The sequence below is a fragment of the Bradyrhizobium sp. PSBB068 genome (assembly GCA_016839165.1).
Lineage (GTDB): Bacteria > Pseudomonadota > Alphaproteobacteria > Rhizobiales > Xanthobacteraceae > Bradyrhizobium.
The window spans coordinates 2,181,858-2,197,009 of the sequence record CP069300.1 but is presented as its reverse complement, the minus strand read 5'-3'; the positions used below and the strand labels follow the sequence as shown (position 1 = coordinate 2,197,009).

Here is a 15,152-nt window from a genome sequence, read left to right as displayed (position 1 = left end):
TTATGCCAAGTTGTAGCGCGCCGGCCGCGCGAGGCAAGGCCGGTTGCCCGTTCCAGCCTGGAGCGTCGCGATGCTACCTGCGCAGGATTCCGCCGAGCGCGCCGCGCACCAATGCGCGACCGATCGAGCCGCCGACCGAACCGCCGACCGACTTGCCGAGATCTGCGACCACGCCGCCGACCACCTTGTCGGTCACCGAGCGCGTGACGTTGCGCGCGATCACCTGTCCGGTCGAGAGCCGGCCACGCTTGGTGCCGAAGATCGTGGCGGCGATCGCGCCGATCTGGCCGAGGATGCCGCCACCGCCACCAGCGGCCGGCGCCGCAGCGCCTGACAAACGCTTCTGGATGATCTCGTAGGCGGATTCAGCGTCGATCGCGGTGTCGTATTTGCCCTTCACCGGGCTCGCATCCATGATGGCCTTGCGCTCTTCCGGCGTGATCGGCCCGATCCGCGCTGACGGGGGCCGCACCATGACCCGCTCGACCATCGACGGCGTGCCGCCACCCTCGAGGAACGACACCAGGGCCTCGCCCTTGGCGAGCTCCATGATCACCCGCGCGGTGTCGAGCTTCGGATTGGGCCGGAAGGTCTGCGCGGCGGCGGCGACCGCCTTCTGGTCGCGCGGCGTGAAGGCGCGCAGCGCATGCTGCACGCGGTTGCCGAGCTGCGCCAGCACCTTGTCCGGCACGTCGATCGGATTCTGCGTGACGAAGTAGACGCCGACGCCCTTGGAGCGGATCAGCCGCACCACCTGCTCGATCTTGTCCATCAACGCCTTCGGCGCGTCGTTGAACAAAAGGTGCGCCTCGTCGAAGAAGAACACCAGCTTCGGCTTCGGCAGGTCGCCGGCCTCCGGCAATTCCTCGAACAATTCCGAGAGCATCCAGAGCAGGAACGTGGCGTAAAGCCGCGGGCTCTGCATCAGCTTGTCGGCGACGAGGATGTTAACCATGCCGCGGCCGTCGCGGTCGGTCCGCATGAAATCCTTCAGCGTCAGCGCCGGCTCGCCGAAGAATTTCGCGCCGCCCTGGTTCTCGAGCACCAGCAGCTGGCGCTGGATCGTTCCAACGGTGGCCTTGGACACGTTGCCATAGCTCTGCGCGGCCTTGCGGATCGACGCCAGCGGATCTTCGCCCTCATCGGCTCCCTTCTTGCTGCCGTCGGGCGCGATCGCATCCAGCAGCGCGCGCAGATCCTTCATGTCGATCAGCGCGAGGCCATTCTCGTCGGCGACACGGAAGGCAACATTGAGCACGCCCTCCTGCACGTCGTTCAGATCGAGCATCCGCGACAGCAACAGCGGCCCCATCTCGGTGATGGTGGCGCGCACCGGATGGCCCTGCTCGCCGAACACGTCCCAGAACACGGTCGAGAACTGATCTGGCTGGAAGGTCAGCCCCATCTCCTTGGCGCGCTTCAGGATAAAGTCCTTGGCCTCGCCGACTTCCGAGATACCGGAGAGATCGCCCTTGATGTCGGCTGCGAAAACCGGAACGCCGGCGCGCGCAAATCCCTCGGCCATCACTTGCAACGAGACCGTCTTGCCGGTTCCGGTCGCGCCGGTAACGAGGCCATGCCGGTTGGCCAGCGCCAGCGTCAGCCAGGCTGTCTCCTCGCCCTTGCCGATAAAAATTTTCTCGTCCGTATCGGCCAACTTGTTGTCGGAGGTCGCCATCGTCTCGCCTCTTCGCGCAGATTTTAGATCGTTTCGATCATCGCACCGGGTTCGACGTCACACCCCGGTTCGGTACCGAATGGCTGCCATCATATTGCATGTTGAGGACCGATTGAAACCGTCAGCCGATGCCGACGTATATCGTCGCTGCACCAGTTCCTCATATTTTATTCCCGTCAAAGTGACGAAAGGCATTGCGCATTGCGACAAGATGGTGTGAATCCGCCGCTCACTCTTGCAGCGAGGCCACAGTCACGGCGCGATCGAAAAAGAATACGAACTGAAATGCGCGGATCGCTTGTATTTCGTGACACAGGCGCTCAAGATAAATCCTCAAGAACGATCCGGCAAAGTCCGGTTGAGGCGGGGCAAGATGGACGAACTGGTTGGACAGCTGGCCGCGAAGGCCGGCATCGACGGCGCTGTCGCTGAAAAAACCATCGGCATCGTTCTGGGTTTCCTCCGTAACGAGGGACCTTCCGACAAAGTCCAGGTTCTGATCGACCAAATCCCCGGCGCCGAAGCGGCAATCGCCGCATCCAACAACAGCGGTGGTCTATCGCGGTTGATGGGCGGCGGGTTGATGGCTGTCGGCACCCGGCTGATGGCGCTTGGCCTGAGCATGAGTGAAATTCAGAACGTCGCGCGTGAACTTTTCAGGTTCGGTCGCGACAAAATCGGAGCGGATCAAATGGGCGAGATCATCTCGGGGACGCCGGGCCTCAGCCAGTTTGCCTGAAGCACTCTCCCCACGCCCTTGCACGCGCGCTCCCTTCTACCTGCATACGAGTATCATGACATACCCCCTCTCCGAGATCGAAGGCCTGTCCGCCTATTGCGCCACCAAACTGAAATCACAGGGAATCCGCACGACCGACGCGCTGCTAGAAGCCGCCCGCACCGTCAAGGGACGCAAGGCGCTCGCCGCCAAGACCGGGATCAGCGAACAACAACTGCTCGAATGGGCCAACATCTCCGACTATATGCGGATTCCCGGAATGGGTAAGGCGAAGGTCGGCCTGGTCCGCGCCGCCGGCGTTACCACGGTGCGCGAGCTCGCCCACCGCAACCCGTCGCGGCTGGCACAGAGCATGAAGGACGCCAATGTGCGCCGAAAGCTCGTCCGCGTGATGCCATCGGAGAAGTCGGTCGAGTTGCTGATCGAAGAGGCACGCAAGCTGCCTCCCAAAATCACCTATTAGCATCCCCCATTAGCCTGCCTTAACGGCATTCAGCACTGCCGGGGCCGGCCATCATCGCGACACCTTGACTTGGCGTTACGGCCAGCGCAAAGCCAGCGCATGACGGCGACCAAGCCCATAGCATCTGTTGTGACCGGCCCGGCCGCATCGGCGGTGCTGCCGACGCTGCTGTCGCGGCCCTATCCGGCCGTGATGGGCATCCTGAACGTGACGCCGGACTCGTTCTCCGACGGCGGCCGGTTCGTCGCGCCCGAACAGGCGCTGACGCAGGCCCGCAGGCTGGTTGCCGAGGGCGCCGACATCATCGATATCGGCGCGGAATCGACCCGCCCCTATGGCTCGCAGCCGGTCACCGCCGACGATGAACTGGCGCGGCTGAAGCCGGTGCTGGCCGAGGTGATCGCACTCGGCGTGCCGGTCTCGATCGACAGCATGAAATCCGAGGTGGTGGCCTGGGCGCTCGACCAGGGCGCCGTGATCGCCAACGACGTCTGGGGCCTGCAACGCGACCCCGACATGGCGCCGGTCGTCGCTGCACGCGGCGCGCCGGTGATCGTCATGCACAATCGCGAGAGTGCCGATCCTTCGATCGACATCATGCGGGACATCACGGCGTTCTTCGAACGCTCGCTTGAGATCGCGGCGCGCGCCGGCATTGCGTCCGACCGGATCGTGCTCGATCCCGGCATCGGCTTCGGCAAGACGCCGGAGCAGAGCATGATCGCACTGGCGCGGCTCTCCGAGCTCGACGCGTTCCGCCTGCCGGTGCTGGTCGGCGCCTCGCGCAAGCGTTTCATCAGCACGGTCGTGCCCTCGGAGCCGCAACAGCGGATCGGCGGCTCGCTCGCCGCGCACCTGATCGCGGCAAGGAACGGCGCCCGCATCATCCGCGCGCATGACGTCGCCGAAACCGTTCAGGCGCTGCGGGTCGCCGCGGCAATCGAGGGAAAGCAATGACCGACACGATCTTCATCACCGGGATCGTCATCCATGCTCGCCACGGTGTGATGGAACACGAGACCGAGGTCGGGCAGCGCTTCGTCATCGACCTCGAGCTCTACACCGATCTCTCGGAATCCTCGCGCACCGACCGCCTCTCCGACACGGTCTCCTATTCCAATGTGGTGGCGACCGCGACGTCGGCATTCAAGAACACCAATTACAAGCTGCTCGAGCGCGCCGCCGGTGCGGTGGCCGAGGACATCCTGGCGACCTTCCCGCGCGTCCGGGCGGTCAAGGTCACGGTGCACAAGCCGCACGCGCCGATCGCCGCGATCTTCGACGATGTCGGCGTGGTGCTGACCCGCTCGCGCCACCCGCTGCCTCACGGTTGACCTGATGGCCGACGTCCTGATCGCACTCGGCGGCAATGTCGGCGATGTCCGCACGACCTTTCGCAAGGCGATCGCCAATATCTGCGGCATGACGCAGGCCGCACTCGTGGCGCGCTCGTCGGATTATTCGACGCCGCCCTGGGGCGATCAGCAGCAGGACAGCTTCATCAATGCCTGCATCGAGATCGAGACCAGCCTCGATCCGCATGCGCTGCTGTTCACGCTGCACAAGATCGAAACCAAATTCGGCCGCGACCGCAAGACCGAGCAGCGCTGGGGGCCGCGCACCCTCGACCTCGACCTGATCGCCTATGACGACGTCACACTCGACAAGCCGGAACTGACGCTGCCGCACCCGCGGCTGTTCGAGCGCGCCTTCGTGCTGGTGCCGCTGGCCGAGATCGTTCCCGACCGCGTCATTGCCGGCCGCCGCGTCGCGGATGCGCTGGCAAACGTCTCGACCGACGGTATTTTCCGCCTTGCGGACCTCGATTAATCGCCGATCCACCGCAAACAAAAGTTTGGCTTGGCCGCCCGCCCGTGGCAATTTCCGGCCAAATCAAGTGGCTCCCTGGCGGGGCCGGCGAAGGACGATTTGGGCGGATGACGACCACGACTGACGATTTGGCTCTGGCTTCGGATTTTCCAGCTGCGACCTATGACGACTGGCGCAAGCTGGTCGACGGCGTGCTGAAGGGCGCGCCGTTCGAGAAGCTGGTCGGCAAGACCTATGACGGCCTGAGGATCGATCCGATCTATCGCCGCGCCACCAACGCCAGTCCGCTTCCGGGTCGCGCCGCCGCGACCCCCTGGCAGATCCTGCAACGGGTCGATCATCCCGATGCCGCGCAAGCCAATGCGCAGGCGCTGGAAGATCTCGAGAACGGCGCGACCGGCCTTGAATTCGAATTCGCCGGCGGTCCCGGCACGCGCGGCTTCGGTCTGGCTGATGCCAGCAAGAAGACGCTGGCGCGCGCCTGCGGCGGCGTCCATCTCGACGCCGGCATCATGATCGCGCTCAATCCGGTGATCGGGCGCGAGAACGCCGGCGAGACGTTTGCCGACATGATCGAGGCCCGCAAGCTCGACCCGGCCAAGCTCGATCTGCATTTCAACTATCAGGCGCTCAGCACCATGGCCGTGCGCGGCGCCGCGGCCATCGCCTGGCCCAATTACGAGAAGTCGTTCGGGCAGGTGGTCAACGGCCTGATCAAGCGCGGCTTCAAGGGGCCGTTCGTGCTGGCCGACGGCCGGCCGGTGCATGATGCCGGCGGCTCCGAGGTGCAGGAACTCGCCTTCACGCTGGCGCTGGCGCTGGCCTATCTGCGCATGCTGGAGGCCTCAGGGCTCGATCTCGACGCGGCACGTGCAGCGATCTCGTTCCGGCTCAGCGCCGATGCCGACCAGTTCCTGACCATGGCAAAATTCCGCGCGCTACGGCTCTTGTCGGCAAGGGTCGAACAGGCCTGCGGCCTCGCGCCGAAGCCGATCTTCGTCAACGCGCAGACCGCCTGGCGAATGCTGACCCAGCGCGACCCCAACGTGAACATGCTGCGCGCGACGATCGCAACGTTTGCGGCCGGACTTGGCGGCGCTAACGCGATCACCGTGCTGCCGCACACGCTGGCGCTGGGCTTGCCCGACGATTTCGCCCGGCGCGTGGCGCGCAACACGCAGCTCGTGCTGCTCGATGAGTCCAACCTCGCCAAGGTCTCAGATCCCGCGGCCGGCGCCGGCGGCATCGAAACGTTGACTTCGCAGCTCTGCGAGGCGGCGTGGACGCTGTTCCAGGAGATCGAGAAGGCTGGTGGCATCTTCCCGGCGCTCGAGCAGGGCCTGCTGCAGACGAAAGTCGCGGCGACGCGGGCGCAGCGCGAGACCAACGTGGCGAAGCGCCGCGACGTGCTGACCGGCGCCAGTGAATTCCCGAACTTGCACGAGGAAATCCTCGCGGTGCTTGACGTCAAGCCGTCGGCACCGAGATCGACGGCCGATGCCAAGATCAGGTTCGACGCCCTCGCACCGATGCGGCTCGCCGAGCCGTTCGAGGCGCTGCGCGACAAGTCGGATGCCGCGCTGAAGGCACGCGGCGCGCGGCCGAAGATTTTCCTCGCCAATCTCGGCACGCCGGCGGATTTCACCGCCCGCGCGACCTTTGCGAAGAGCTTCTTCGAGACCGGCGGGATCGAGGCCATCGACAGCGAGGGCTTTGCCGACGCGGCGGCGCTGGCCGCGGCGTTCAAGGCCTCGGGCGCCGCGATGGCGTGCATTTGTTCCTCCGACAAGGTCTATGCCGCCAGCGCCGCTGAGGCCGCCAAGGCCCTTCACGGCGCCGGCGCAAGGCATATCTATCTGGCTGGACGGCCCGGCGACCAGGAAGCGGCGCTGCGGGCGGCCGGCATCGGTGAGTTCGTCTTCGCCGGCGGTGATGCGCTAGCGACATTGCGCGACGCCTATCGGCGGATGGAGCAGTCATGACGGCAGAGGCACCAGCAAAACCCGTTCTGACCGGCGGCTGCCAGTGCGGCGCCGTGCGCTTCGCGGTGTCCGCGGCGCCGAACCGCGTCAGCATCTGTCACTGCCGGATGTGCCAGAAGGCGTCCGGCGCGCCGTTCGCCTCCTTTGCCGACATCAACAAGGAGGATTTCGCCTGGACCCGCGGCAAGCCGGCGGCGTTCAAGTCCTCCTCGATCGCCGAGCGCGACTTCTGCGCCGCCTGCGGCACGCCGCTCAGCTTCCGCCGGATCGACGGCCCGCGCATCGAGATCATGACCGGCGCGTTCGACCGGCCCGACCGGGTGATCCCGACGCAGCAATTCGGAACCGAGTCCCGCCACGGCTGGGTGGTCGGCATCGCCAATCTGCCGAGCCAGACCACGATGCAAAATTACGGACCGGAGCAGATGGCGACCATCGTCAGCCACCAGCATCCGGATCATGATTGACAATGTAGCGCTGCCTTATCACCGGCTCCAATCATGCTAGGATTGGCCCATGTTGCAAATTCTCCTCGAATTTCTTCTTCAGATATTCGGCGAGGCATTGATGCACCTTCTTGTCGGCGTCTGCCACCGCAATGCCGCCGAGAAGAATCTACAGCGACTGATCGAACGCAATCGCAAGCTTGAGGAAGCCAAGGAATGACCCGCATTCCCAATTTCGCCGATGTCGCCTTCCAGCCCGTCGCCGCGGCGATGCCGGCTGCGAGCGCCGAGCCGTGGCTCACGCCCGAGGGCATTCCGGTGAAGTCCGTCTACGGCGAGGCCGATCTTGCAGGCATCGACTTCCTCGAGACCTGGCCGGGGATCGCGCCCTATCTGCGCGGGCCCTACCCGACGATGTATGTCAACCAGCCCTGGACCATCAGGCAATATGCCGGATTCTCCACGGCTGAGGATTCCAACGCGTTCTATCGCCGCAACCTTGCGGCCGGACAGAAGGGCCTGTCGGTCGCCTTCGACCTCGCCACCCATCGCGGCTATGACTCGGATCATCCGCGCGTCTCCGGCGACGTCGGCATGGCCGGCGTCGCGATCGATTCCATCTACGACATGCGCACGCTGTTCGCCGGCATCCCGCTGGACCAGATGAGCGTGTCGATGACCATGAACGGCGCGGTGCTGCCGATCCTCGCGCTGTTCGTCGCCGCCGCCGAGGAACAGGGCGTACCGCCGGAGAAACTGTCGGGCACCATTCAGAACGACATTCTGAAAGAGTTCATGGTGCGCAACACCTACATCTATCCGCCGGCACCATCGATGCGGATCATCTCCGACATCTTCGCCTATACCTCGCAGCGGATGCCGAAATACAATTCGATTTCGATCTCCGGCTACCACATGCAGGAGGCCGGCGCGACGCAGGACCTCGAGCTCGCCTATACGCTAGCCGACGGCGTCGAATATCTGCGCGCGGGCCTGGCCGCCGGCCTCGACGTCGATCGTTTTGCGCCCCGCCTTTCCTTCTTCTGGGCGATCGGCATGAACTTCTTCATGGAAGTCGCCAAGATGCGCGCGGCGCGGCTGCTGTGGGCCAAGCTGCTCAAGCAATTCAACCCGAAGGACCCACGCTCGCTCAGCCTGCGCACGCATTGCCAGACCTCGGGCTGGTCGCTGACCGCGCAGGACGTGTTCAACAACGTGATGCGCACCACGATCGAGGCGATGGCGGCAACCCAAGGCCACACCCAGTCGCTGCATACCAACGCGCTCGACGAGGCGCTGGCGCTGCCGACCGACTTCTCCGCGCGCATCGCCCGCAATACGCAGCTGTTTCTGCAGCAGGAGAGCGGCACCAACCGCATCATCGATCCCTGGGGCGGCTCCTATTATGTCGAGCGGCTGACCCGTGACCTCGCCGCCAAGGCCTGGGGCCACATACAGGAGGTCGAGGAACTCGGCGGCATGGCCAAGGCGATCGAGGCAGGCGTGCCCAAGCTGCGCATCGAGGAGGCGTCCGCCAAGACCCAGGCGCGGATCGATGCCGGTCGCCAGGCGGTGATCGGCGTCAACAAGTACAAGCCGAAGAACGAGAAGCCGATCGACGTGCTCAAGGTGGAGAACTCCACCGTGCGGCGCTTGCAGATCGACAAGCTCGGCCGCTTGAAGAAGGAACGAAACCAGAAGGACGTCGACGCGGCGCTGGCCGCGCTGACCCGCTCGGCCGATGAAGGCAATGGCAATCTGCTGGCGCTGGCGATCGACGCCGCGCGCGCCAAGGCCACCGTCGGCGAGATTTCGGACGCGATGGAAAAGGTGTTCGGCCGCCACCGCGCCGAAATCAAGTCCATCACCGGTGTCTACAAGCGAGAGGCAGCGACCATGTCCAACAAGGTCGAAAAAGTGCAGGCCCTGATCGATGCGTTCGAGGAGGCCGAGGGCCGCCGCCCGCGCATCCTGGTGGCAAAAATCGGCCAGGACGGCCATGACCGCGGCCAGAAGGTGATCGCGTCGGCCTTCGCCGACGTCGGCTTCGACGTCGATATCGGACCGCTGTTCGCAACCGCGGACGAAGCCGCGCGGCAGGCGGTCGAGAACGATGTCCACATCCTCGGCGTCTCCTCGCTCGCCGCGGCCCATCTCACCGCGGTGCCGGAACTGAAGGCCGCACTGAAGAAGCACGGCCGCGAGGACATCATGATCATCATCGGCGGCGTGGTGCCGCCGCAGGATTACGACGCGCTGTATGCCGCGGGCGCCGAGGCGATCTTCCCCCCCGGCACCGTGATCTCCGAGGCCGCCGAGGAGCTGATCCACAAGCTCAACACCCGGCTCGGCCATAGCGAGGCGGCGGAGTAACGCTGCCGCGCCTGCCCTCTCCCACCTGGAGTTTTCCATGCGCGCCGCTCGCTTGATGACGCCTGTCCGCATCATTGGTCTTGCCGGCCTGCTGGCTTGCCTCTGCCTTACGGCGCGTGCCGCCGATCCGAAGCCCGACGCCACGATCAAGAATCCGAGCATCGAGGCCAGCGTCTATCTCGACGACAAGATCAAGGCCGATGGCGCGCTGGCGGCCGATTGCCTCGCCGAGGGCAGGAAGTGGATCGACAAGAACGCCGCGGAGGCGGCGACCGATCGCAAGCAGGAGCCCGAGCTGTTCAAGGAGCGCGGCGGCTATTCATTCGAGCGCAAATATTCGGTGCGCTCGGTCGTCGACGGCCGCTATGTCAGCGTGCTGCGCGACGACTACGTGAACACGCTGGGCGCGCATCCGAACTCCGACGTCAACACCATCCTGTGGGATACAACGGAGAAGAAGCGCATCAGCATCCGTCCCTTCTTCACCGAGACCGCGGACAACGGCCCGACCCTGACGGCGATGCGCAAGGCCATCGTCGCTGCGCTGAACGCCGAGAAAAAGCGGCGCGGCACCGGCGAGACCGCAACCGCCGAATGGTACAAGGAGCTGAAGCCGACCCTGCTCAAGATCGGCGCCGTCACGCTGGCGCCGTCGACTGAAGCCGGCAAGAGCTCCGGCCTCACCTTTCACTACCCACCCTATGCCGTCGGTCCCTATGCCGAGGGCCAGTACGTGATCTTCGTGCCGTGGGAGGCGCTGAAGCCTTATCTTACACCGGAAGGCACAAGGATTTTTACAGGCGCCCGGCCGAAGGGCGATGCGGACGAACCGCAGTAACGGGTTTCAACGCGCTTCGGCCTGATGGCGCGCCAGCGCCCTCACCAATGAATTGGTCCAATCCGGAATCCAGTCCTGGAACTGAACCTGCCAGCGATCCGCGTCACCAGGCGCGGTGTCGAGCTTGACCGACCATTCGATGAAGGTGCGGTTGCCCTCAACGACCGGCAGCAGATGCATCGTGCCCTCGTAGTGGGTCGGCTGCGGCGCGTCCGAACTAACCTCCGCCAAAAATGGCAGCGGCTCGATGCTGGCATAGGTTAGCGAATGCTGCGTGTCCGAGTGACCGGCAAGGCGTTGCCTGACCCAGAGCCCGAGATAACAGAAGCGCCTGACCGCGCCGACCTCGTCGCCGCGTTTGTCGTCCTCGATCACGCTTTCGCTGACGCCCTCGATATAGGCGGGATAATTGTTGAAGTCGCGGATCAACGACCACACGGTATCGAGCGGATGATCAAGGACGGCGCTGTAGTAGGCTTGGCTCATGGCAGGCTCCGGAAGGAAAATCTGGTCCGCGATGGTGGCGGAACATGCCCCGGATATCGCGCAACGCGCCGGGACCGCCCACCCGATTTCCGATCGCGCAATCGGTACGGGATGACCGGGACACGGCCCTCGCCTGCAACCGCCGGCCGTTGTAAACCAAGGCCCATGATCGCCTCGAAGCCCGCCTCTCCCGACATCGCCGCCCTCGCCAAGGACCTCCGCGCCGGCCACCGCGCCGCGCTGGCGCGGGCGATCACGCTGGTGGAGAGCCGGCGCGGCGATCACCAGGCCTCCGCGCGCGAGCTGGTGCAGGCGCTGCTGCCCGACACCGGCAAGGCGGTGCGGGTCGGCATCACCGGCTCGCCCGGGGTTGGCAAGTCCACCACCATCGATGCGCTCGGCATGTTCCTGATCGAGCGCGGCCACAAGGTTGCGGTGCTGGCGGTCGATCCCTCCTCGGCGCGCACCGGCGGCTCGATCCTCGGCGACAAGACCCGGATGGCGCGGCTTGCCGTCTCCGATCAGGCTTTTATCCGGCCCTCGCCGTCCTCGGGTACGCTCGGCGGCGTCGCGGCGAAGACCCGCGAGGCGATGCTGCTCTGCGAGGCCGCCGGCTTCGACGTCGTGCTGGTCGAGACCGTCGGCATCGGCCAGTCCGAGACCGCTGTCTGCGACATGACCGACTTCTTTTTGGCGCTGATGCTGCCGGGAGCCGGCGACGAGTTGCAGGGCATCAAGAAGGGCCTCGTCGAGCTCGCCGACATGATCGCGATCAACAAGGCCGATGGCGACAACCTCAAGCGCGCCAACCTCGCCGCCGCCGACTATCGCAGCGCGCTGCATATCCTCGCGCCGCGCTCCGAGCACTGGCATCCGCCGGTCGAGACCTATTCCGCGCTGACCGGCGCCGGGCTCGACAGGCTCTGGCAGAAGATCCTCGATCACCGCACCGCGATGAACGCCTCGGGCGAGTTCGCGGCCCGCCGCAGGGAGCAGCAGGTGAAATGGATGTGGTCGATGCTGGAGAGCCGGATGATGGCGCGGCTACGCTCGGACGCCGCGATCCGCGCCAAGGTGAAGAAGATGGAGGCCGAGGTCGCCGCCGGCCGCATCTCGCCCGCGGTCGCCGCCGAACAGATCGCGGAGATGCTGCATTGAGCGGCAAGCCGCGCATCCTGCTCACGGGCTTCGGCCCGTTCCCGGGCGCGCCATTCAATCCGACCATGCCGCTGGTGAAGCGGCTGACCGCCCTGCGCCGCCCCGCCTTCGACGACATTGCGCTGACCAGCCATATCTTCGATGTCACCTACGCGGCCGTCGATCGAGAATTGCCGGAGCTGATCGCAACGCGTCGCCCGCAGGCGCTGTTGATGTTCGGCCTCGCCGGCCGCACCGCGCATCTACGGATCGAAAGCCGCGCCCGCAACGCGGTGACCACACGCTTTCCCGATGCCGGCCGCCAGCATGCACGCACGGGATCGATCGCTGGCGGCGCCGACGCGATGATGTTCGGGCCGCACAGCGAAAGACTGCTGCGCGCGGCGCTGGCCACAGGCATCGATGCGCGGCTGTCGCGCGATGCCGGCAGCTATCTCTGCAACTATCTGAGCTGGCGCGCGATCGAGGCCGTGAACGGCAGCAACGACCTCCGCCTCGCGCAATTCATCCACGTTCCGCCGCTGGCCCATGATGGCACGGCGGCGACCGGAAGGTCATCCATCACGCTGGAGCAGCTGGTCGATGCCGGCGAGGCCATGCTGCTGGAGCTGGTGAAACTGACCCGGCAGGCCACGCGCGTGAGCGATGCGGATCGGACTGCTCGCGCGTATCAGGCAGCGCTGTAGCCGCCGTCGATCACATGCGATGCGCCGGTCATGAAAGAGGCCTTGTCCGAGCACATCCAGACGACCGCTTCGGCGATTTCCTCGGGCACGCCCAGGCGACGCACGGGGACCTTGGCGATGATCTCGTCGTAGCGTTCGTCCATCGTCTCCCTGGTCATGGGCGTTTTGATGTATCCGGGATTGACGCAGTTCACGCGAATACCGTCCTGGGCGTACTCGATCGCCGCAGACTTGGTCAGCCCGACGACGCCGTGCTTGGTCGCGACATAGTGGGCCGAGGTGGCGAGGCCGACCAGCCCGGCGATCGAGGCCGTGTTGACGATCGCGCCGCCGTCACCCTGCTTCAGCATCTGCGCGATCTCGTATTTCAGGCACAGGAACACGCCCATCAGATTCACCGAAAACATCTTCGCCACCGAGGGCTGCGTGAGCTCATGGATGCGCTGGCCGGGCGGGCCGACCGAGCGCCCGGCAACGCCGGCATTGTTGAACGCGCAGTCGATGCGCCCGAACGCCGACACCGTGCGCGCCACCATGTTCGCGACATCGGCCTCGTCGGTCACGTCGCCCTGGATCGCGATCGACTGGCCGCCGGCGGCGTTGATCAGCGCGACCGTCTCGTCGATGCCCTCCTTAGAGAGATCGGACACCGCCACGCGCGCGCCTTCGCGCGCCATCGCAATCGCCGTTGCCCGGCCGATGCCAGACCCACCACCCGTGACCAACGCGGCCTTGCCGTCCAGCATGCCTGTCATCAAAAGCTCCTCTAGCGCTTTCCCTCGATTGCGATCTCGACGAGGTACGGCCGCCGGGTCGCGACAGCCTTGGCAACTGCGGCGGCGATCTCGTCGGCCTTCTCGACCCTGACGGCCTCGACGCCCATCCCGGCGGCAAGATGCACGAAGTCGAGCGCCGGACCGGTGATATCCATGTTCTGATAGGGATGCTGGGTGCTGGCTTCGAAATTCTGACGCCAGACGTCCACATTGTGCTTGAGAATGCGGTACTCGCGGTTCGCGAGCACCACGAACACGATCGCAAGCTTGTGGTGCGCGGCCGTCCACAGTGCCTGGATCGCGTACATCGCCGAGCCGTCGCCGGAGATGGCGACAACCGGACGGTCCGGCATCGCGACCTTGACGCCGATCGCGCCGGCGAGGCCCTGCCCGATGCCGACGCCGCGGCCGCCGAAATAATCGCCGAAGCCGCGATAGTCGAAGGCCCGCGCGAGATCGAGACTGGCCGTGATGCTTTCATCGACGATCACGACATCATCCGGAAGTCCGCGACGGAGTTCCGCGGTGACGCGCGGCATCGAGCTCGGCTCGCGGTCCCAGCCTTTCTCGACGCGGGCGCGATAGGCGTCTTTCTCTTTCCGCTGCAATTCGGCCAGCATGGCATTGCGGCCTTGCGCGGCATCCCTGAACGCCGCGCCAGCCTTTGCGCGCAACGCGTCCGTCAACGCGCCGAGGCTGACGGCGATGTCACCGACGATGCCGGCATCGAGCCGGTTGTTGAGCGCGAGCCGCTCGGCCGACGCCTCGATCTGCAGCAAGGCCGCGCCGTCGGGAATGTGGCCGCCCGGCGCAAACCAGATGTCCTCGAAGAACGGACCGCCGATCAGCAGCACGAGATCGGTATCGCCGAGCGCCTTCCGCACCTGGCGGGCATCGCCCGGGACCGACTGACGGTAGCTCGGATGGCTGGTCGGGAACGGCGCGTGATGGCGCAGCCCTTCGAACCAGACAGTGGCGCCGATCGCCTCCGCCAGCGCCACCAACGCCTCTTCGCCGCCGGATCGCGCCACGTCGTCCCCGGCGACGATGGCCGGATTTTTCGACTTCAGCAGCAGCGCGACCAGCGCATCGATGCCTGCCGGATCAGGACGCGTCGATCGCCATAGATTGTCCGGCGTCGAGGCGTCGACCACGGTTTCCTGTTCCAGGACGTCGATCGGCAGCGACACGAATACCGGCCCCTGCGGCGCGTCGGTCGCGACCTTGAACGCGCGCCGCATGATCGGTGCGATCTCGTCGGCGCGCTCGATCTGCACGCTCCACTTGGTCACCGGTGCCGCCATTGCCACGAGATCGTGGCCGAGCAGCGGGTTCTTGAGCCGCATCCGCGTGTCCTGCTGGCCCGCTGTCACCACCACGGGCGAACCTGCCTTCAACGCGCCGTAGAGCGAGCCGATGCCGTTGCCAAGGCCGGGAGCGACGTGCAAATTGGCAACGGTGACGCGCCTCGCCGCCTGCGCGTAGAAACTGGCGGCGCTGACGGCGACGCCTTCATGCAGCGCCATGATGTATTCGAGTTGCGGAAATGCCGGCAGGCTGTCGAGCAGCGGTGTTTCCGTGGTGCCGGGATTGCCGAAGATATGACGCACGCCATGCGACACGAACGATTCCATCAGTACACGACGCCCGCGCATTCGTTTCCTCTCGATCGGCTCTGACTTGTTTTGCGGATCATC

Annotated in this window: 16 protein-coding genes; 12 read left to right on the top strand and 4 right to left on the bottom strand. The window is 65.5% G+C overall.

Annotated features, from left to right (window positions below):
* Positions 1 to 73: 73 nt before the first annotated feature.
* On the bottom strand, positions 74 to 1,678 hold the full coding sequence (locus JQ507_10160; protein ID QRI71805.1) for a DUF853 family protein: 1,605 nt from the start codon (positions 1,676 to 1,678) through the stop codon (positions 74 to 76).
* Between the two features lie 373 nt (positions 1,679 to 2,051).
* Between JQ507_10160 and JQ507_10155 the strand changes: the two genes are divergently transcribed.
* From JQ507_10155 to JQ507_10110, 10 genes are all read left to right on the top strand, one after another.
* On the top strand, positions 2,052 to 2,417 hold the full coding sequence (locus JQ507_10155; GenBank protein ID QRI71804.1) for a DUF2267 domain-containing protein: 366 nt from the start codon (positions 2,052 to 2,054) through the stop codon (positions 2,415 to 2,417).
* A 55-nt stretch (positions 2,418 to 2,472) separates the two neighbouring features.
* Positions 2,473 to 2,880 carry a DUF4332 domain-containing protein gene (locus JQ507_10150; protein ID QRI71803.1) on the top strand — a complete coding sequence of 136 codons (408 nt, stop codon included), beginning with the start codon at positions 2,473 to 2,475 and terminating at the stop codon, positions 2,878 to 2,880.
* A 99-nt stretch (positions 2,881 to 2,979) separates the two neighbouring features.
* Entirely contained in the window at positions 2,980 to 3,837 is an 858-nt protein-coding gene (gene folP, locus JQ507_10145) for a dihydropteroate synthase (GenBank protein QRI71802.1), read from the top strand.
* The gene (folB, locus tag JQ507_10140) at positions 3,834 to 4,214 is read left to right on the top strand and encodes a dihydroneopterin aldolase (protein QRI71801.1); all 381 of its coding nucleotides are present in this window, start codon (positions 3,834 to 3,836) and stop codon (positions 4,212 to 4,214) included. Before folP ends, folB begins: the two co-directional genes overlap by 4 nt.
* A gap of 4 nt (positions 4,215 to 4,218) precedes the next feature.
* Positions 4,219 to 4,710: a 2-amino-4-hydroxy-6-hydroxymethyldihydropteridine diphosphokinase gene (gene folK, locus JQ507_10135; GenBank protein ID QRI71800.1), complete on the top strand. Its 492-nt coding sequence runs from the start codon at positions 4,219 to 4,221 to the stop codon at positions 4,708 to 4,710.
* Between the two features lie 107 nt (positions 4,711 to 4,817).
* Entirely contained in the window at positions 4,818 to 6,692 is a 1,875-nt protein-coding gene (locus JQ507_10130) for a methylmalonyl-CoA mutase small subunit (GenBank protein QRI71799.1), read from the top strand.
* On the top strand, positions 6,689 to 7,159 hold the full coding sequence (locus tag JQ507_10125; GenBank protein ID QRI71798.1) for a GFA family protein: 471 nt from the start codon (positions 6,689 to 6,691) through the stop codon (positions 7,157 to 7,159). Before JQ507_10130 ends, JQ507_10125 begins: the two co-directional genes overlap by 4 nt.
* Positions 7,160 to 7,208: 49 nt before the next feature.
* Positions 7,209 to 7,358: a hypothetical protein gene (locus JQ507_10120; protein QRI71797.1), complete on the top strand. Its 150-nt coding sequence runs from the start codon at positions 7,209 to 7,211 to the stop codon at positions 7,356 to 7,358.
* Positions 7,355 to 9,511 carry a methylmalonyl-CoA mutase gene (gene scpA / locus JQ507_10115; protein QRI71796.1) on the top strand — a complete coding sequence of 719 codons (2,157 nt, stop codon included), beginning with the start codon at positions 7,355 to 7,357 and terminating at the stop codon, positions 9,509 to 9,511. Before JQ507_10120 ends, scpA begins: the two co-directional genes overlap by 4 nt.
* A 37-nt stretch (positions 9,512 to 9,548) precedes the next feature.
* Complete coding sequence (locus JQ507_10110; GenBank protein QRI71795.1) at positions 9,549 to 10,349, top strand: DUF3298 domain-containing protein; 801 nt, start codon at positions 9,549 to 9,551, stop codon at positions 10,347 to 10,349.
* Positions 10,350 to 10,355: 6 nt separating this feature from the next.
* Here the strand turns inward: JQ507_10110 and JQ507_10105 are convergent, their stop codons facing one another.
* A complete protein-coding gene (locus tag JQ507_10105) occupies positions 10,356 to 10,835 on the bottom strand; it encodes an SRPBCC family protein (GenBank protein ID QRI71794.1) in 480 nt (159 codons plus the stop codon).
* Positions 10,836 to 11,000: 165 nt separating this feature from the next.
* Here JQ507_10105 and meaB point away from each other — a divergent pair, with 165 nt between their 5' ends.
* Positions 11,001 to 11,993: a methylmalonyl Co-A mutase-associated GTPase MeaB gene (meaB, locus tag JQ507_10100; protein ID QRI71793.1), complete on the top strand. Its 993-nt coding sequence runs from the start codon at positions 11,001 to 11,003 to the stop codon at positions 11,991 to 11,993.
* Positions 11,990 to 12,679 carry a pyroglutamyl-peptidase I gene (locus JQ507_10095; protein QRI71792.1) on the top strand — a complete coding sequence of 230 codons (690 nt, stop codon included), beginning with the start codon at positions 11,990 to 11,992 and terminating at the stop codon, positions 12,677 to 12,679. The genes meaB and JQ507_10095 overlap by 4 nt, the downstream gene beginning before the upstream one ends.
* Here the strand turns inward: JQ507_10095 and JQ507_10090 are convergent.
* Together JQ507_10090 and JQ507_10085 are read right to left on the bottom strand one after the other, a co-directional pair.
* Positions 12,664 to 13,434: a glucose 1-dehydrogenase gene (locus tag JQ507_10090; GenBank protein QRI71791.1), complete on the bottom strand. Its 771-nt coding sequence runs from the start codon at positions 13,432 to 13,434 to the stop codon at positions 12,664 to 12,666. The genes JQ507_10095 and JQ507_10090 overlap by 16 nt on opposite strands.
* Positions 13,435 to 13,445: 11 nt before the next feature.
* Positions 13,446 to 15,110: a thiamine pyrophosphate-binding protein gene (locus JQ507_10085; GenBank protein QRI71790.1), complete on the bottom strand. Its 1,665-nt coding sequence runs from the start codon at positions 15,108 to 15,110 to the stop codon at positions 13,446 to 13,448.
* Positions 15,111 to 15,152: the final 42 nt, after the last annotated feature.

Excerpts from the sequence above, each read along its gene's own strand:
- JQ507_10155 (QRI71804.1), top strand. The coding sequence starts at position 2,052 with ATGGACGAACTGGTTGGACAGCTGGCCGCGAAGGCCGGCATCGACGGC.
- folB (QRI71801.1), top strand. The coding sequence starts at position 3,834 with ATGACCGACACGATCTTCATCACCGGGATCGTCATCCATGCTCGCCAC.
- JQ507_10090 (QRI71791.1), bottom strand. The coding sequence starts at position 13,434 with ATGACAGGCATGCTGGACGGCAAGGCCGCGTTGGTCACGGGTGGTGGG.
- JQ507_10125 (QRI71798.1), top strand. The coding sequence starts at position 6,689 with ATGACGGCAGAGGCACCAGCAAAACCCGTTCTGACCGGCGGCTGCCAG.
- JQ507_10105 (QRI71794.1), bottom strand. The coding sequence starts at position 10,835 with ATGAGCCAAGCCTACTACAGCGCCGTCCTTGATCATCCGCTCGATACC.
- JQ507_10110 (QRI71795.1), top strand. The coding sequence starts at position 9,549 with ATGCGCGCCGCTCGCTTGATGACGCCTGTCCGCATCATTGGTCTTGCC.
- JQ507_10130 (QRI71799.1), top strand. The coding sequence starts at position 4,818 with ATGACGACCACGACTGACGATTTGGCTCTGGCTTCGGATTTTCCAGCT.
- folK (QRI71800.1), top strand. The coding sequence starts at position 4,219 with ATGGCCGACGTCCTGATCGCACTCGGCGGCAATGTCGGCGATGTCCGC.
- meaB (QRI71793.1), top strand. The coding sequence starts at position 11,001 with ATGATCGCCTCGAAGCCCGCCTCTCCCGACATCGCCGCCCTCGCCAAG.
- JQ507_10150 (QRI71803.1), top strand. The coding sequence starts at position 2,473 with ATGACATACCCCCTCTCCGAGATCGAAGGCCTGTCCGCCTATTGCGCC.
- JQ507_10160 (QRI71805.1), bottom strand. The coding sequence starts at position 1,678 with ATGGCGACCTCCGACAACAAGTTGGCCGATACGGACGAGAAAATTTTT.
- JQ507_10085 (QRI71790.1), bottom strand. The coding sequence starts at position 15,110 with ATGCGCGGGCGTCGTGTACTGATGGAATCGTTCGTGTCGCATGGCGTG.
- JQ507_10120 (QRI71797.1), top strand. The coding sequence starts at position 7,209 with ATGTTGCAAATTCTCCTCGAATTTCTTCTTCAGATATTCGGCGAGGCA.
- folP (QRI71802.1), top strand. The coding sequence starts at position 2,980 with ATGACGGCGACCAAGCCCATAGCATCTGTTGTGACCGGCCCGGCCGCA.
- scpA (QRI71796.1), top strand. The coding sequence starts at position 7,355 with ATGACCCGCATTCCCAATTTCGCCGATGTCGCCTTCCAGCCCGTCGCC.